Below are 17,835 nucleotides of genomic sequence, written 5' to 3'. Positions count from 1 at the left end.
TTCTGGCATCCCATCGCCGGACGCGCCCCTGCCTCCCCCAGCCGGCGCTGAGCCAATGAAGCGTACTCCGGCCCCCGGCAGTGGCGCTTCATCCACGCCCGTGAGCCTGCCACCTCCGCCAAAGGCATAAGCCCTATAGGTCGAAAAAAGCCCTGCATTGCAGGGCTTTTTTATTGGACCATCGCTTACTTCAGAGTGTTAAGGCGGCCTTGTCAGTGCTCCCGAGGCGGCAGGAACTCAGTCTCGCTCATGTCGGCATGTAGCACCGCGATACGGCTGGGAGCGCCTGAATCTGACAGATGTACCAGACCAATACCGCTTTGATTGACCAGCCGTTTGCTGCGTTCGCCATTGGGCCTGCGGCCACGAATAAGCATGCGTTTGCGTTTGGTTAGCAGGTTAAGGGGCGAGAAATAGCCGTAGAGCCAGCCATTAAGTTTATCGAACCAGGGCAGCAGTTTTTCAGGAAACTGGTTTTTAATGCCGCTGGAGGTGATTTGGTAAATATTGGGGCTGGCGTGACGGAAACGAATACGCACATCGTAAGCAAAGGAATAGTGCACGTCCCCCGAGAGAATAATGAACTCCTGCGGGGTTTTGCGATGCATAAACATCGACAGCAGGGCGCTGGCGGCGCCGGGATGCGCCATCCAGTTTTCGGCATCCACCAACAATGAGCCGCCGAGCAGGGTCGCAGTGCGCTGCACAGCTTCAATCAGTTTGACGCCAAACATGGGCGCAGCCGAGACGATTATCACCTTCTCCTGGCCAATCAGTTGCTGCTGAAAGTCCATCAGGGCTTCCCAGTCCATCAAGCCCGACGGCTTGGCGAGATTGGACTCGCTGCGCCAGCGGCGGGTGCGGGTATCCAGCACTACCAGTCTGGGGCTGGTATCCAGATGAAAATGCCAGTCCTCAAATCTCAGCAACTTGTGTATCAAGTCATCCTGACTTATCGATGCGCTCTCATCTGCGGACACATCCTCGCTGGAGGCACCCTGTGCCTGGGCCTGTAGCCGCGGCTGCGCCAGCAGCGCCTTCAGGTCGGCGATAACCGCATCAAACTTTTGCGGCGCATTGCCTATGGCCTGAAACAGGGTGTAGCTGAGCAGGGCATTGCCGATGATACGCTTGGAAAAGGCATGACCATAGGCAGCCTCTTCCCATTTGGCGGTGAGGTTCCAGTCGTCGGTGATGTCGTGGTCGTCAAAAATCATGTAAGTGGGCAGGTGGGCCATCAGGCGCCTGACCTGAGCAAGCCCGGCCCTGAACGCCAGCAGGTGATCCCACTCTTTTTGCCACTGGGTAAGGCGTTTGCCGCCAAGTCCCTGAGGTGATTTTGGAATATCAATCAGCTGCCACAGCTCCGGCGACCACACCAGCAAATACAACGCCGACATTTCTGCAAAACTCACCAGATGGTTGTCGGCAATGGAAGAGGTGAAAATTGGATGATTGATATACCAGCGCCACAGTGCGGTTTTGGCCGGGTACTGGGTGTGGGGCAACAGCCCTTTGTACCTCTGGTACATGTTGGCGGGCGTGTAATCAATCTCGTCACTGCCAGTCAGCGGCGCGCCGACAAAGTCTTCCTGGCGGAGTTTCAGTAATTCAATCACCTGCTTGATGGCATACAGCATGGGACCGGCGATATCGTCGATATAGACCTGATCACCACTTAGCATCAGCAGCGCCGGGCGTTCTGTATTGGTTTCGGCCAACAGGGTGTCGGCGGCCACCAGGGCATCGCCACTGTGGTGGTGTGGGTTGCGGCAACTGCCATGGAGCAGCGAATGGATATTTCGGCTCGGGATTAGATTGGGCAGGTCGTGTCCGGGATAGGTCAGACCATCGAGTTCACCAAGCAGGCTGTGGTCGCTCTCGACAAGATCGTAGCTGATGCGCTTACCTTCGGGCAGCAGCTCGTCGTCAGTGACTCTGAGCAGATACATCCAGGCCGCCTCACCCAGAGGGATTTCATCAATATGTGGCTGATAATTTTCGCTATTCAGGGTAAGCGTAGGGGCGTTCAGGGGGCGCGAGCTGACCAGCCAGAGTGTCAGGGTGTTTTGATCACAGTGACGAACAATAGGGCCGGCAATCAGAGTTGGGAGTGAGAGTGGTGCTTGGCTGCTGTCCATGGATGTGGTTTAAGAATACCTCGATGCGGCGCGCCTGACTGACGGCGAACAAATACTGCCTCAAGGGTAAAAAAAGCCTGCTGCGGCCACAAGAGCCCCGGGGTATTTAATCGTAAGCTGATGTAAAGGCTGGGCTTGCCATGCTAGGCTTTGGCCATTCTTTGTCTAAGGAAGGTGCGACGACTTGTTCGCACCTTCCCTGAGTAAATGGGATTCATAGGGGAGTTTATGGCAAACATCATGGTAACGGGTGCTACAGGGCTGCTTGGCCGCGCTGTGGTCAGGGCATTGTCTGCCAGCCACACAGTCACAGGCACAGGCTTCAGCCGCGCCGCCGAAGGCATTGTCCGTCTGGACTTAACCGATGCCGACGCAGTGGCTGCGGCGGTGGCCGAGATTGCACCCCAGGTGATAGTGCACTGCGCCGCCGAGCGCAGACCCGATGTCTCAGCGCAAAACCCGGACGCAGCCAAGGCGCTGAATCTGTCAGCCACCGAGGCGCTGTGTCAGGCCGCCAAGGCTTGTGGCGCCTGGCTGATTTATATCTCCACCGACTATGTGTTCGATGGCACTGAGGCGCCCTATGCGGAAGATGCCGCGCCCAATCCAGTCAATTTTTACGGTGAAACCAAGCTGATGGGCGAGCAGGCGGTCACGCGCCTGCTCCCTGAGTCTGCCATTTTACGGCTGCCCATTTTGTATGGTGAAGTTGAGCGCCTGAGCGAGTCGGCGGTGCTGGTGCTGATTGAGCAGCTTTTGGATTATCAAAAACAAGGGGTGGATGACTGGGCCGTGCGCAGACCTACCTCCACCGTGGATATTGCCGATGCCATCGATGGCATGATTGGCAAGCATCTCGCGGGCGAGGCCATTAGCGGCATTTATCATTTCAGTGCCGCCGAAACCATGACCAAGCACGGCATGATAGTGGCACTGGCTGAGGTGTTGGGTAAAGACAGCGGCCATTTGATTGCACAGTCGAGTCCAACAGATACCGCCAAACGGCCAAAGGATTGTACCTTGAGCTGCAAGCGGCTCGAGGCGCTGGGGCTGTTGAAGACCCGGCCTTTCAAAGTGGCGGCGGCCGAAGCGCTTGCAGCATCGGCGGCAGCGCTAGCCAGGGCTGGCAACTAAGCTTGCGGTGAATAGACATATTACCGTCAATGAAAAGGGGCCATTAGGCCCCTTTTGCACATCTCTCACAATCCAGCCACGGCTGAGTGTTATTCAAACCTGGTGGGCTTATTGCGGTTCACCCACAGGCTCATCAGCATGGAGCCCACCAATATGGTTGCCACCACCCCAAGGGCGATGCCTATAGGCAGGTGGAACACATCAATCAGCATCAGCTTGAAGCCGATAAATACCAGAATGATAGCCAGACCGTATTTCAGCAGGCTGAACTTCTCGGCCGCGCCCTGCAGCAGGAAGTACATGGCTCGCAGGCCCATAATGGCGAAGATATTGGAGGTCAGTACGATAAAGGGATCGGTCGTCACCGCGAAGATGGCCGGGATACTGTCCACCGCAAAAATAAGGTCGCTTATCTCCACCAAAATCAGCACTAAAAACAGCGGCGTAGCGTACTTAACCCCTTCGCGCAATACAAAGAAGCGCTCACCTTCGAGATGCTCAGTGAGCTTCATTTTGCTGCGAAGCCAAATCAATCCACGATTGGTGGAAAGGTCAGTTTCCTTATCGGCGGTGAGCAGCATCTTGGCGCCGGTGAATACCAGGAAGGCGCCAAACACATACAGCAGCCAGTGGAACTGATTAATCAGCCAGATACCGCCAAACACCATGCCGGCACGCATCACAATGGCGCCAAGCACCCCGTACAACAACACCCGTCGTTGCAGCTCGGGCGGAATGGCAAAGTAAGAGAAAATCATCAGCCAAACGAAGACGTTATCCACCGCCAACGCTTTTTCAATTACATAGGCCGTCAGGAATTCCAGCGCCTTGTCGTTGGCAATTTCACGGCCAACCGAGTAATCGAACCAGGCCCAAACACCGGCATTGAACGCCATGGCCACCACAAACCACACCAACGACCAGGTCAGCGCCTCTTTCATCGAGACTTTATGGCTCTTGCCGCCCACAAATTTGATATCGACCCACAAGAGGGTCAGCACTATGGCCGCGAATGCGGCCCATAACCACCAGGTTTCCATGAGTAAAGCTCCAAAAACAAAAACAGCCTGTACCGGACGGCACAAGCTGCTCTGAATTGGAGATACACCTTGCCCGTCGGCAAGGTCTCACTTACAGCCCCCCATGGCTGCCTGGTTGCCGGGTGCAAAGCACCGTCATGACGACAAACCAGCGAGAAGTTACTCCCCTTGTTGGCGCCTACTTTAACAGTGCCGAACAGGCCGCGCCAGAGGCCAGATGAAAAATAGTCCGAAGGCTGCAATTTGCTACATTGTGGTTAAAAAAGTAGCACCTTCAGGCGATTGTTGGGAGCAGCTATTGAGCTAGTCTGAACAGATGCAGGTTAGCCGTAGCACCTGTTTTCAATCATTTAAGGAGTGCATTATGGATATGCGGATCGGCATGGGCATGCTGCTGGCGTGTGTAACCGGGTTAACTGCGGCGGCCGAGGCACCAAAGCCTGCAACCCCATCGACCAAAGCCATCAATCAGGCGGTAAAGGATGCCCTGGCTTTTGAAGATAAGTCAGATTTTGATAATGCCCGCAAGGGCTTTATCGCTGCACCGGCCAAAGTGACCATTACCACAGAGAGTGGCGCACCTGTTTGGGATTTGGAGCAGTACAAAACCTACATTACCCAGGATGCCGCCGCGCCTGACACGGTTAACCCGTCGCTGTGGCGTAATGCCCAGCTGAACATGCTCCATGGCCTGTTTGAAGTCACCAAGGGTATCTATCAGGTGCGCGGCTACGACTTATCCAACATCACCTTTGTGAAGGGGGATTCCGGCTGGATTGTGTTCGATCCGCTGATCTCCGCCGAAACCGCCAAGGCGGCGTACGAACTGATAAGCGAAAACGTCGGCAAGTTTCCGGTTAAAGCCGTGGTTTACAGCCACAGCCATGTGGATCACTTTGGCGGGGTGCGCGGCCTGGTGAGTGAAGCCGACGTAGCCGCAGGCAAGGTCGCCATTATCGCCCCGGAGCACTTTACCGAGCACGCAGTCAGCGAAAACGTGATTGCCGGTAATGCCATGTCCCGCCGCGCTATTTACATGTATGGCGCCCTGTTGCCCCGTAATCCGCAGGGCGGTGTCAATGGCGGCCTTGGGCAAACCACCTCCACAGGTGCTGCCGGGCTGTTGCTGCCGACCATCGAAATCAAAAAGACTGGCGAAGAGCTGAATATCGATGGCGTGAAAATGGTATTCCAGATGACTCCGGGTACTGAGGCTCCGGCGGAAATGAACACCCTGTTCCCTGATTTCAAGGCGCTGTGGATGGCCGAGAACACCACCAACACCATGCACAATATTCTCACTCTGCGTGGTGCCCAGGTACGGGATGCGCTCAAATGGTCCGGCTTTTTGAACGAAACCATCGATAACTTTATGCCCGGTGTGGAAGTGAAATTTCAAAGCCACCACTGGCCGATGTGGGGTAACGACAAGATTGTCGACTACATGGAAAAACAGCGCGATATCTACAAATTCACCCACGATCAGACTGTACGCCTGATGAACCAGGGCTATGTTGGCAGCGAGATCTCCGAGATGATCAAGCTGCCGCCGGAGCTTGAGCGCAACTGGGCGACCCGCGGTTATTACGGCACCTTGAGACACAACTCCCGCGCCGTGTATCAGCGTTACATGGGCTGGTACGACGGCAACCCTGCCAATCTCAATAATCTGCCGCCGGAAGATGCTGCTAAAAAGTACGTCGACTACATGGGCGGCAGCGCGGCCATGCTGAAAAAGGCCAAAGCCGACTTCGATAAGGGCGAGTACCGCTGGGTGGCCGAAGTGATGAAACAGCTGGTGTTTGCCGAGCCCCAAAACACCCAGGCCAAAAATCTGCTGGCAGACAGCTTTGAGCAGCTGGGTTATCAGGCCGAGTCTGGCCCCTGGCGCTCAGTGTATTTGCAGGGGGCGTTTGAGCTCAGAAACGGGGTGCCAACCTCGGGCGGGGTAAATACCGCCAGCCCTGACATTATCCGCGCTATGACCCCAGAGATGGTGTTTGATTACTTTGCGGTGCGCCTCAACAGCGATAAAGCCGCCGGTAAGAACCTGACGCTGGAAATTCGCTTTAAGGATCTTAAACGTGATTTCTGCCTGAATGTGAAAAATGCCGTGCTCAACTATGCCGAGCGTCAGTGTAAAACCAGCGATGTGTCGGTGACGCTCGATAAGGTGGTGCTGGATGATATTCAGCTCGGCAAGGGCAGCATTGATGACATGGTGAAGGCTGGCAAGGTGAGCCTGATCGGCAGTGAAGCGAGCCTCAAGGAGTTCACCGGCATGCTGGATAACTTCAATTTCTGGTTCAACATAGTGACGCCATAATCAAAGTCTGAACGCTGCATCAGCCAATAAAACGCCCGGCCTGTGCCGGGCTTTTTTATGGTGCAAGCCAGCTGACGTCTGACTGGCATCAGGGCATGGCGAGTTCGGTGTAAACCGTGGTGGCCGACAGGGTTTGCGACTGAATGGCACTGCTGTCGCCGCCCCGGGTGGCATCGCCCCAACTGATCAAACAGCCGTCTTCTTTGAGGGCAACAAAGCTTCGGCTGTTGGCATAGAGCTTTTCGACTGCCACCAGCTGGCCCGCAACCGCGCTGCTGTCACCGCCGTCGACCGCGTTCCCCCAGGTGACCACTGAACCATCGGCCTTGAGGGCGGCAAAGGCGCCTTCGTTGCCGGTAATGCTGACCACATTGGTGAGCTCAGTCTGCACGGCCGAGCTGTCGCCTCCGGCAGCGGCCGAACCCCAGGTGACCACTGAGCCATCGTCTTTGATGGCGGCAAAGGCGCCCTGGGTGCTGGCGATGGACTTCACATTGATAAGCTGAGCCTGTACGGCCGCGCTGTTGCCACCAATGCTGGCGGCGCCCCAGGTGACCACGGTAGCGTCGGCTTTCAGCGCGGCGTAGGCGTGGGTGGTATGCGCGATGCTGACCACATTGGTCAGCTGGGCCGAGACACTGCTGCTGTCGCCGCCATAGAGCGAATTGCCCCAGGTGACTACGCTGCCGTCGGCTTTAACGGCGGCAAAGGCGCGCCAGTTGGGATAGATTGCAGCCACATTGATGAGCTGCGGCTGCACAGCGCTGGCATCGCCGCCATTGGAGGCATCGCCCCAGGCCACCACAGTGCCATCGTATTTAAGCGCGGCAAAGGCGAACAGGGTGGCTTGGGTTTGTTTTACTGACACCAGGCTGGCGCTCACCGCGCTGCTGTCACCGCCATAGAGGGCATTGCCCCAACTGATAACGCTGGCATCGCCTTTGAGGGCGGCAAAGGCGCGGGCGCTGGCGCTGATGTGCTCAACGTCGGTAAGGCTGGACTGCACCGATGCGCTGTTACCGCCGTCACCAACATTGCCCCAGGTCACCACTGTGCCATCGTTTTTCACCGCGGCGAAGGCCACTTCATTGCCATAAATTTGGGCTACATCGACCCTGAGCGCCTTGGCGCCGGCCGAGTTGTCGCCGCCATAGAGGGTATTACCCCACACCTCCACAGTGCCATCGTTTTTCAGCGCCGCAAAGGCCCAATCGGTACGGGCAATGGAGGCAACATCTACCAAATCGCTCTGAATGACACTGCAATCGCCACCATTGGCACTGTTGCCCCAGCAGAGCACTGTGCCATCGCTCTTCAGGGTCGCGTGGGCCCGCAGCGACGAGGTGACTGAGCTGGGATAGGCGGTTTCAATGATGGTTTGGCCGCGCTCGAAACGGCAGGCATTGCCACCGTTTACGCCGGTATTATCGGCATTACAGTAGCGGTTTCTCACCGTGGCGATAACCCCGATGCGTTGGTCTTTGTCTGTGCCCTGAGGGCTGTATTGATTGCCGCTGCCGCTGACCGGCAGACCATCAACTTCAAACTGATAACTGCTGTTGGTGGGATGATCGCAGTCGCTGCAGCTGAGAGTGGCAGTAACGGTGCCTGCGTAACTTAGCGTCAGGGAAGATATCAGCGGATCAGCGGGTGGATCCAGGGTCAGACTGATATCGGCCTCGGCAAAATGGCCCTCATCATCGGTTATCCGGTAAGTCAGGGTTTCATCGCCATAGCTGATATCGCTCGGGGTGTAGTAGAACGTCAGCGGCGATGCCGACAGGGCCGTGGTGCCAAAGCCGGCGCCACTGACCGAGACCAGACGCATGCTGCGACCACTGCTGTTGGACACATAGGCAGACACATCGATGCTCTGCTGGCCGGCATCCATGGCAATGGCAGCAAGGTTGATGTCATTGGCACTGAGACTGGCAGTGGAGGCGGACACCAGGGTGAGAAGGTTGGTAGCCGACTTCTGGCCATCGCTGACTTCATAGCGCAGCGACTGGGTGCCTACGTAGCCATTGGGGGTAAAGGTGAGCATCAGTCCCGAGGCGCTTAAGGTGGACGGCGTTGTTGGCGAGTCCAGATGCGACAGCGTTAATGTATCGCCATCGGAGTCAGAGGTGTAGAGGCTTAAATCGATGCCGATACTGCCACCGGCGTAGGGATCGACGCTGGCGCTTATCGCCTGTGCAGTCGGTGCTGTATTGGCAATGGCAATGTTTATCGTGCCCTGCGCCAGGCCGCCGCGGCCATCACTGATGACATACACCAGGCTGTCATTGGCGGTATCGGCCGAGGCGTGATAATCGATGGTCAGCGCTGAGCTTATCAGTGCCGGATTCAGGTTGCCGTAAAGGCTGGAGAGGGTCAGCTCGTCACCGTCGGCGTCGCTGACAATGGCGCTGATATCTATGGCCTGGCTTGCGGATGCCTGCACCTGTGCCAGCGAGAAATTCAGGTTCAGATCGCCGGCCAGCGGCTGCGTGTTGGCCGGGGTATTGTCCGACACCAGCAGCCGAATGGTCGCAATGGCGCTGCCGCCCTGGTTGTCGCTGACTACGTACACCAGCTCTTCGGTGCCCACAAAGCCTGCGGGGGTATAGCGAATACTGAGACCATCAACAGCGGCGCGGGCATTACCGCCATAAAGGCTTAAGCTGAGGCTGTCGCCGTCTGTGTCGGCAATCAGGCCAAGCGCTGCGAGGTCGATGGTCAGGACCTCGGCGCTGTCCATCGCAAGCTGATAGTCTTTGGCCGTTGGCGCTGTATTGCTGATTTGCACAGTGGCATCGCTGCTGGATACCACCACCTGGGCCACCGCCAGGGCCCCCCTGGCATCTTCCACCACATAGCTGGCCGCATCTGTGCCGACAAATCCTGCCGGGGTGAAGGTGAGCACAAAGCCGTCGAGACTGAAGCGCTCAGCTGTTTGCAGCAGCGACTGAATGCTTAGGCTATCGCTCTCGGGATCGCTTATCAGGCTGGCCAAATCGACACTGACCGGGGTGTTGCTGTCAGTGGTCAGGGCCTTGTTGGCAGCCACCGGTGCTTGATTATCCGGGGCACTGATGGCCACATACAGCATGGCGCTGCTGGCCATGCCTGCGGCGCTGACCTGAAATTCCACCTGAGACAGCCCGGCAGCGGTTGCCTTTATGCTGAAGCCTTTTTCCTGCCTGGTCAGCACCTGGCTGAGGTTATCTTTGGCGTCGGCCCGGATAAGCTGCCAGTCGGCATTGCTTTGTACTGCGGCAGATACATCGACAGTCAGGGTTTGGCCAACCTGGGTGTCGGCAACCAGCGGTGTGAGGCTCAGGGTGACAGGTGCTGCCTGGGGGGCGGCGGGGGGCGCTTCGTTGATGAGCAGTGGCGTCGCTGTCTCGCCACCCGTGCAGGCGCCGAGAAACAGCAATAAAAACAGTAAAGTAAAAGATAGTACGCCGTGATGCATGCAGTATTCCGCTTGTCATGCATCCTTGCTGGTTCTGATGCTTTAAACGTAGAACACCAGCCAAAATACGCCAAATCCGTACCCTGGAAACAAAAAAGCCACCCGAAGGTGGCTTTCATTAGGTCAGCAGGAAATTAGTCTTCCTTTGGACGACGTGGTTTGCGATCCGGCTTCTTGTCGAAGTTTTTACGTTCGCCAAACTTGCGGTCGCCACGATCACCACCGCGATCGCCACGGTCGCCACCACGGTCGTTGAACTTGCGATCGCCGCGCTCACCGGCAGGCTTGCGTGGACGCTTGGGAACAGGACCGCTGCTTTGTGGGATCTCGTCGTTGCCGTCGGCGCTCACTTCACGGATGTTCAGTGGCTTGCCACATACGCGCACTTTTCTCAGGTGCTGCAGTACTTCTTTTGGCATGCCGTCTGGCAGGTCAACGGTAGTCACCGCATCGTACAGCTGGATCTGGCCGATGTAGCGGCTGTCGATGTTGGCTTCGTTGGCGATGGCGCCCACGATGTTGCCCACGCCCACGTTGTGGTCACGACCCACATCGATGAGGTAGCGCTTCATGCTGATGTCTGGATTGTCTTTCAGCGGATCGGCGCTGCCGAGGTTGCCTGGCAGAGGGCGGTTGTCGCGGCGACGTTCGCCACGGCCTTCGCGATCGCCACGCTCACCACGACCGGTGCGCTCGTCGAAGTTGTCACGCTGACGCTCGTGCATGGCAGGCAGTTGCAGCGGACGCTCCAGCTGCACCTGATGCAGCAGAGCGGCTGCCAGCTGCTCGGTATCCACTTCCAGCTGCTGACACAGCTGAGCTACGGCGCCTTTCATAAAGTCCAGGTGCTCGTTGGCGAGAATGCCGGCAACCTGCTCACCCAGGCGAGACAGACGACGTTCGGCCACAGACTCAGGGCTTGGCACCTTCATCGGGGAGATACGGCTGTTGGTGGCGCGCTCGATGGTGCGCAGCATGCGCATTTCACGGCTGGTCACGAACAGAATTGCCATACCGGTACGACCGGCGCGGCCAGTACGACCAATACGGTGTACGTAAGCTTCTGTATCGTAAGGAATATCGTAGTTAACTACGTGGCCGATACGCTCAACGTCCAGACCACGGGCGGCCACGTCGGTAGCAATCAGAATATCCAGCTTGCCGGATTTCAGCTGATCAACAGCGCGCTCACGGGCCTGCTGGTTCATATCACCGTGCAGAGGCGATGCGGCATAGCCACGGGCTTCCAGCTTCTCAGCCAGTTCCACACAGGAGTTACGGGTACGCACGAAGATGATGATACCTTCAGTGTTTTCCACTTCCAGTACCCGCACCAGAGACTCAAGCTTGTTGTGCTGTGAAACCTGCACAAAGCGCTGCTCGATAGAGTCAACTGTGGTGTGGCTGGCGGCGATGCTGATGTTCACCGGGTTGCGCAGGTGTTTGTTGGCAACGCGCTTGATCTGCTCAGGCATGGTGGCCGAGAACAGTGCCAACTGGCGGCTCTCTGGGGTGTGCTCGAGGATCCATTCGATATCGTCGATAAAGCCCATTTTCAGCATTTCATCGGCTTCATCCAGCACCAGGGCTTTCAGAGAGTCGAGCTTCAGGGTGCCACGACGCATATGGTCCATAACACGGCCTGGGGTACCCACAACCACCTGAGGACCACGGCGCAGGGCCTGGAGCTGCTGATACATGCTCTGGCCGCCGTAGATTGGCAGTACGTGGAAACCCTTCATGTGCTTGGCATAGCTGGTAAAGGCTTCGGCAACCTGCACCGCCAGTTCGCGGGTAGGGGCCAAAACCAGAATTTGCGGGGCATTCAGCTCGGCGTCGACACTGCACAGCAGTGGCAGGGCGAAGGCGCCGGTTTTACCGGTACCAGTTTGTGCCTGACCCAGGATGTCCTGGCCAGACATCAGTGGCTGAATACTGGCGGCCTGGATCGGCGTAGGGGTTTCATAACCCAGCTCGTCAAGGGCACGCAGAACGGACTCAGTCAGACCGAGTTCACGGAAAGTTTTTTCATTGGATGACATGGATAACGCCTTTGGGTGCGCATGGAAGCGCTTGTTGATTCACTAGACAGACCAGAAAACCAACCCCGTGTCGATTTCCCGTTCCGAATCCGAAAACGCCAGAGTATAGCAGCCTTTCAGCACTCTGGCCACGAAATTATCATTTTTGCCCCTTTTAGCTGTGTTTTGTATCCAAAAGGGCAAAATGACAAATGTTTAACAATTGGCCTTATTCAGGGCTGAGAGTCAGGGCTTGCCACAGCAAGGGATACACGGCTTCGGCCGTTGCAGCCAGAAAACCAAAGTCGAGTCTGTCGGGGGTATCGTCCACCGTGTGGTATTGGGGATGGGGTGGTACGCCAAAGTAGAGCCAGGGCACGCCAGCCTTGTGAAATGGGTAATGATCGGAGGCTTTCAAATAGTTGATGCGACCGGCGCTGCCGTCCCGCTCCAGCCGTGAATGGCTTAAACGGGCACAAAGACCATTTCGTTCGATAACAGCTTTGATTTCATCGGGATTGGCAAAATTGCGGCCACCTTCCATGTAGATGGCGTAGGGGCGACCCGGATGGCCGACCATGTCAAGATTTAGCGCCAGTTCGGGGCTAAGCCCCAGAGCCGCCATTTTCTCGGCCAGCGCCCTGGCGCCAAACAGCCCCAGCTCTTCGGCATCGGTGGCTACAAACAGCAGATTCAGATCGACGGGGCGACCCGGATCTTTCGCCGCCTGGGCGGCCAGTGCCAGCAAGGCCGCGACCCCGGAAGCATTGTCATCGGCGCCGGCAAAGTGTTTTGAGCCCTGCTTACCGAGATGATCGTAATGCGCAAGCACCACCCGCCAGCGCTTGCTGGGTGCGGATGCGGGTAAGATGCCGATGACATTTACCCCTTCAACGCTGGAAAATAGCTGCTGAAAGCTGAAAGGGTGAAAAAAGGGTGATTGGTTTTGTTTTACAGCGCCGGTGCTGGGCAGAGGGTATGGGGTTAAATCTGCGGCCAGTGGCTGCAGACCTATGTCGGCAAAGCGGCCTGCCAGATAGCGGCGCGCCAGCAGCGAGCCGTCAGAGCCCGCCTTGCGGCCTTCCAGCTCCTTTGATGCCAGATAGCTGACGTCGGCCTGAACCTGTTCGAGCTTGACCCAGTTTGGGGTTAAATCCTTGCGGCACTGGGGTGTGCTGTTGCAGCCTGCCAGCAGCAGGCCGCTAATCAGCACCAAACTCCATTTCATATATGACATGCCACCTCCCTGTGCCATCGTCTGTTACCTCTTGAGCAGCGGTTTTAAGAAGCGCGCCGTGTGGGACACGGGATGCTCTGCCACCTGCTCCGGGGTGCCAGCCACCAGAATGGTGCCGCCGCCGGAGCCGCCTTCAGGCCCAAGATCCACAATCCAGTCTGCGGTCTTAATCACATCCAGGTTGTGCTCAATCACCACTATGGTATTGCCGTGGGATTTGAGGCGATGCAGCACGTCCAGCAGCAGCTGAATGTCGGCAAAGTGCAGGCCGGTGGTGGGCTCATCGAGAATGTACAGGGTCTTGCCGGTATCGCGCTTCGACAGCTCTTTGGCGAGCTTGACCCGCTGGGCTTCACCGCCGGAAAGGGTAGTGGCACTCTGACCGAGGCGAATATAAGACAGACCCACATCCATCAGGGTTTGCAGCTTGCGGGCGATGGCGGGCACCGCATCGAAAAATTCGCGGGCATCTTCCACCGTCATCTGCAGCACTTCGTGGATGTTTTTACCCTTGTATTTCACTTCCAGGGTTTCGCGGTTGTAACGCTTGCCCTTACAGGAATCGCAGGGAACATACACGTCCGGCAGGAAGTGCATTTCCACCTTGATAAGGCCATCGCCCTGACAGGCCTCGCAGCGGCCGCCCTTGACGTTGAACGAGAAGCGGCCCACCTGATAACCCCGTGAGCGTGATTCCTGGGTACCGGCAAACAGCTCGCGGATAGGCGTAAAGATACCTGTGTAGGTGGCAGGGTTGGAGCGCGGGGTACGGCCGATGGGGCTCTGGTCGATATCCACCACTTTGTCGCACTGATCCAGCCCCTTAATTTCATCGTAGGGCGCCGGCTCATCCACGGTGGCGCCGTTAAGCTCACGGTGGGCAATCTTAAAGAAGGTGTCGTTGATCAGGGTCGATTTACCTGAGCCGGAAACGCCGGTCACACAGGTAAAGAGGCCAACCGGCACGGTTAAATCGACATTTTTGAGGTTGTTGCCTCGGGCACCTTTAAGCTCGATGACCTTGCTCGGGTCCATCTCGGTGCGGCCGCCTTGCACCTGAATGTTGCGTTTGCCGGACAGATACTGACCCGTGACCGAGTGCTCGCAGCCGGTAATGGCGGCAAGGTCGCCGTCGCAAATCACTTCACCGCCGTGAACACCGGCGCCGGGGCCGATATCTATGATGTGGTCTGCCATGCGAATGGCGTCTTCGTCGTGCTCCACCACTATCACTGTGTTGCCCAGATCCCGCAGGTGGGTCAGGGTATTGAGCAGCCGCTCGTTGTCCCGCTGATGCAGGCCGATGGAGGGCTCATCCAGCACGTACATCACCCCCACCAGACCGGCACCAATCTGGCTTGCCAGACGGATACGCTGGGCCTCGCCGCCGGAGAGGGTTTCGGCGGATCGCGCCAGGCTCAGATAGTTAAGGCCGACATTAACCAAGAAGCCCAGACGATCGCGAACCTCTTTTAAGATCTTCTCGGCGATCTGCGCCTTTTGGCCATCAAATTCCAACTGATTGAAGTAATCCATGGCCTCGCCGATGGACCAGTGAGTCAGGGTCGGCAGGTTCAGATCTTCAATAAACACATGGCGGGCTTCTTCACGCAGCCGTGAGCCGCCGCAGCTGCTGCAGGCCTGATTACTGATGTACTTGGCCAGCTCTTCGCGCACCGTGTTGGACTCGGTCTCGCGGTAGCGGCGGTCCATGTTGTTGAGAATGCCTTCGAAGGGGTGCTTGCGCACCACCACATCGCCGCGATCGTTTACGTAGCGGAAAGCCACATCTTCACGGCCTGAGCCGTAAAGCACGATTTTCTTCACCTTGGCAGGCAGCTCGCTGAAGGGGGCTTCCACGTCGAAGTTGTATTGCTCGGCCAGCGAAGTGAGCATTTGGAAGTAATAGAAATTGCGTCTGTCCCAGCCGCGGATGGCACCGCCCGCCAGTGACAGCTCATCGGAGACTATCACCCGCTCGGGGTCGAAAAACTGCTGCACGCCAAGACCATCACAGGTTTGGCAGGCACCGGCCGGGTTGTTGAAGGAGAAGATCCGCGGCTCCAGCTCAGCCATGGAATAACCACAGTGTGGGCAGGCGAAGTTGGCGGAGAAAATCAGCTCTTCGGTGCTGCCTTCTTCCATGCTGGCCACCACGGCGAGGCCGCCGGACAGCTCAAGGGTGGTCTCGAACGACTCGGCCAGACGCTGCTGCATATCCGCTTTGACCTTGAAGCGGTCCACCACCACTTCGATGGTGTGCTTCACATGCAGATCCAGGGCTGGCGGATCGGACAGATCGCACACCTCGCCATCGATACGGGCGCGGATATAGCCCTGGGCCGAGAGGCTGTCGAGCAGTTTGACGTGCTCGCCTTTACGGGCCTTGACCACGGGTGCCAGCAGCATCAGCTTTTCACCTTCGGGGCGCTCAAGTACCTTGTCGACCATCTGGCTCACGGTCTGGGCCGCCAGCGGCTGGCCGTGGGTCGGGCAGCGCGGCTCACCAACCCGGGCAAACAGCAGACGCAAATAATCGTACACCTCGGTGATGGTACCCACGGTGGAACGTGGGTTGTGGGAGGTGGACTTCTGTTCGATGGAAATCGCCGGGCTCAGGCCCTCGATGTGGTCCACATCGGGCTTTTCCATCAGGCTCAAAAACTGGCGGGCGTAGGCAGACAGGGATTCCACATAACGGCGCTGGCCCTCGGCATAGAGGGTATCGAACGCCAGTGACGATTTGCCCGAACCCGAAAGCCCGGTGATGACAATCAGCTTGTCACGGGGGATAGTCAGGTTGATATTTTTGAGGTTGTGGGTGCGGGCCCCGCGGATTTCAATCTTGTCCATCTGCCACTTCTAAACGCCGGAAAAAAGACCATCAGTATCGCATAATTTGCGCCTGAAACTACAGCTCAGCCTTTGTCTGCTGACAAGGGATTTACCGATATCAGCAATACTCCTTTGCCAGCGGCGGGGATCAAATTTACAATCGTGACAATTTTCACCTCCGGCGTCCCATTCGCCGGAACGCCGACTTGGGGGAGTATGGCCGCTGTGCTACCATGCGCGCCCCCGGTGCATTCTTGAATCAAGGTTTTCAGTCATGGCTACAAGCGGTCTTTCCGCCACCGAGAAAAAAGTCGCCTTTTCGCTGGCCAGCGTGTTCGGCCTGCGAATGATGGGTCTGTTTATGATCATGCCGGTGTTTGCTCTGTACGGGCAGCACCTCGAAGGCTTCTCGCCCCTGTGGGTGGGTATTGCCATTGGCGCCTATGGTTTAACCCAGGCGCTGCTGCAGATCCCCATGGGCATTTTGTCCGACAAATTTGGCCGTAAGCCGATTATTCTTATCGGTTTATTGGTGTTTGCCCTCGGCAGCCTGGTGGCTGCGTCGGCCGAGAGCATTTATGGCGTGGTCTTTGGCCGTGCGCTGCAGGGCATGGGGGCGATTGCCGCCGCCGTGTTGGCGCTGGCGGCGGATTTGACCCGCGATGAACAGCGCACCAAGGTGATGGCCATTATCGGCATGTGCATTGGGTTTTCTTTTGCATTGTCGCTGCTGGTCGGCCCTGTGGTGGCCGAGCATCTGGGGTTATCCGGCCTGTTCTTTATGACCGCTGGCCTGGCGCTGCTTGGCATGGCGATTGTACAGCTTTTGGTACCAAACCCTGTGCATCAGGCGCCCAAGGGCGACACCCTGGCGGCACCTGCCAAGCTGATGCGGATGCTCAAAGATCCACAGCTGTTTCGCCTCGATGCCGGCATCTTTATTCTGCACCTGGTACTGACAGCGGTGTTTGTGGCGTTGCCGCTGGACTTGGTGGACGCAGGTCTTGCCAAAGAAAAGCACTGGATGCTCTATTTCCCGGCCTTTATCGGCGCCTTCTTTTTGATGGTGCCGCTGATCATCATCGGCGTAAAACGTAAGAACACCAAGGGCATGTTCCAGGTGGCGCTGGTGATCATGATGCTGTCGCTTACCGTGATGGCGCTGTTTGCCGATAACCTGTGGCTGCTGGCCTTTGCGGTGCTGCTGTTTTTCACCGGTTTTAACTACCTCGAAGCCTCGCTGCCCAGCCTGATTGCCAAGTTCTGCCCGGTGGGCGAAAAGGGCTCTGCCATGGGGGTTTACTCCACCAGTCAGTTCCTCGGCGCTTTCTGCGGCGGTATTCTTGGGGGCGGTGCCTTCCAGCTGCTGGGCGCCGTAGGCGTGTTTGTGGCGGCGCTGATCTTGATGGCGCTGTGGCTGGTGTTGACCGTTGGAATGAAGAACCCGGTGCTGCTCAAGAGCTACACCCTCGAGGCCCAGGTGGAAGGTCGTGAACAGGCCCGCGAGATGGCCAGCAAGCTATCGGAATTGGCCGGAGTGGCCGAAGCCATTGTGGTGCTTGAAGAAAAAGTTGCTTACCTCAAAGTGGATGAGCATTTCGATTTAAGAGAAGCCAGAGCTGTGTTAGGCTCAGCAAATTAACT

Annotated in this window: 9 protein-coding genes; 3 read left to right on the top strand and 6 right to left on the bottom strand. The window is 57.2% G+C overall.

Annotated features, from left to right (window positions below; genetic code table 11):
- Positions 1–212 precede the first annotated feature (212 nt).
- Complete coding sequence (locus MJ923_RS16115) at positions 213–2,141, bottom strand: metallophosphoesterase family protein (RefSeq protein WP_240591954.1); 1,929 nt, start codon at positions 2,139–2,141, stop codon at positions 213–215.
- A gap of 207 nt (positions 2,142–2,348) precedes the next feature.
- On the opposite strand from MJ923_RS16115, the gene MJ923_RS16110 reads away from it, so the two are divergent.
- Positions 2,349–3,275, top strand: coding sequence for a dTDP-4-dehydrorhamnose reductase family protein (locus tag MJ923_RS16110; RefSeq protein ID WP_276313133.1), 927 nt, complete (start codon positions 2,349–2,351; stop codon positions 3,273–3,275).
- Positions 3,276–3,364: 89 nt separating this feature from the next.
- Here the strand turns inward: MJ923_RS16110 and MJ923_RS16105 are convergent, their stop codons facing one another.
- Positions 3,365–4,315 carry a TerC family protein gene (locus MJ923_RS16105; protein WP_240591952.1) on the bottom strand — a complete coding sequence of 317 codons (951 nt, stop codon included), beginning with the start codon at positions 4,313–4,315 and terminating at the stop codon, positions 3,365–3,367.
- Between the two features lie 364 nt (positions 4,316–4,679).
- On the opposite strand from MJ923_RS16105, the gene MJ923_RS16100 reads away from it, so the two are divergent.
- A complete protein-coding gene (locus MJ923_RS16100) occupies positions 4,680–6,641 on the top strand; it encodes an alkyl/aryl-sulfatase (RefSeq protein ID WP_240591951.1) in 1,962 nt (653 codons plus the stop codon).
- Positions 6,642–6,729: 88 nt separating this feature from the next.
- On the opposite strand, the gene MJ923_RS16095 is transcribed toward MJ923_RS16100, so the two are convergent.
- The 4 genes from MJ923_RS16095 to uvrA form a co-directional block, all read right to left on the bottom strand.
- A complete protein-coding gene (locus MJ923_RS16095) occupies positions 6,730–10,098 on the bottom strand; it encodes an Ig-like domain-containing protein (RefSeq protein WP_240591950.1) in 3,369 nt (1,122 codons plus the stop codon).
- A 134-nt stretch (positions 10,099–10,232) separates the two neighbouring features.
- On the bottom strand, positions 10,233–12,140 hold the full coding sequence (locus tag MJ923_RS16090; protein ID WP_240591949.1) for a DEAD/DEAH box helicase: 1,908 nt from the start codon (positions 12,138–12,140) through the stop codon (positions 10,233–10,235).
- A gap of 208 nt (positions 12,141–12,348) precedes the next feature.
- Positions 12,349–13,356, bottom strand: a complete 1,008-nt coding sequence (locus tag MJ923_RS16085) for a M28 family peptidase (RefSeq protein ID WP_240591948.1) — start codon at positions 13,354–13,356, stop codon at positions 12,349–12,351.
- 24 nt (positions 13,357–13,380) lie between these two features.
- On the bottom strand, positions 13,381–16,209 hold the full coding sequence (gene uvrA / locus MJ923_RS16080) for an excinuclease ABC subunit UvrA (protein WP_240591947.1): 2,829 nt from the start codon (positions 16,207–16,209) through the stop codon (positions 13,381–13,383).
- Positions 16,210–16,465: 256 nt separating this feature from the next.
- On the opposite strand from uvrA, the gene MJ923_RS16075 reads away from it, so the two are divergent.
- Positions 16,466–17,833, top strand: coding sequence for an MFS transporter (locus MJ923_RS16075; protein WP_240591946.1), 1,368 nt, complete (start codon positions 16,466–16,468; stop codon positions 17,831–17,833).
- Positions 17,834–17,835 lie beyond the last annotated feature (2 nt).

The sequence above is a fragment of the Shewanella zhuhaiensis genome (assembly GCF_022484835.1).
Lineage (GTDB): Bacteria > Pseudomonadota > Gammaproteobacteria > Enterobacterales > Shewanellaceae > Shewanella > Shewanella khirikhana.
The sequence above is the reverse complement of the archived record's forward strand: the minus strand, read 5'-3'. Positions and strand labels throughout refer to the sequence as shown.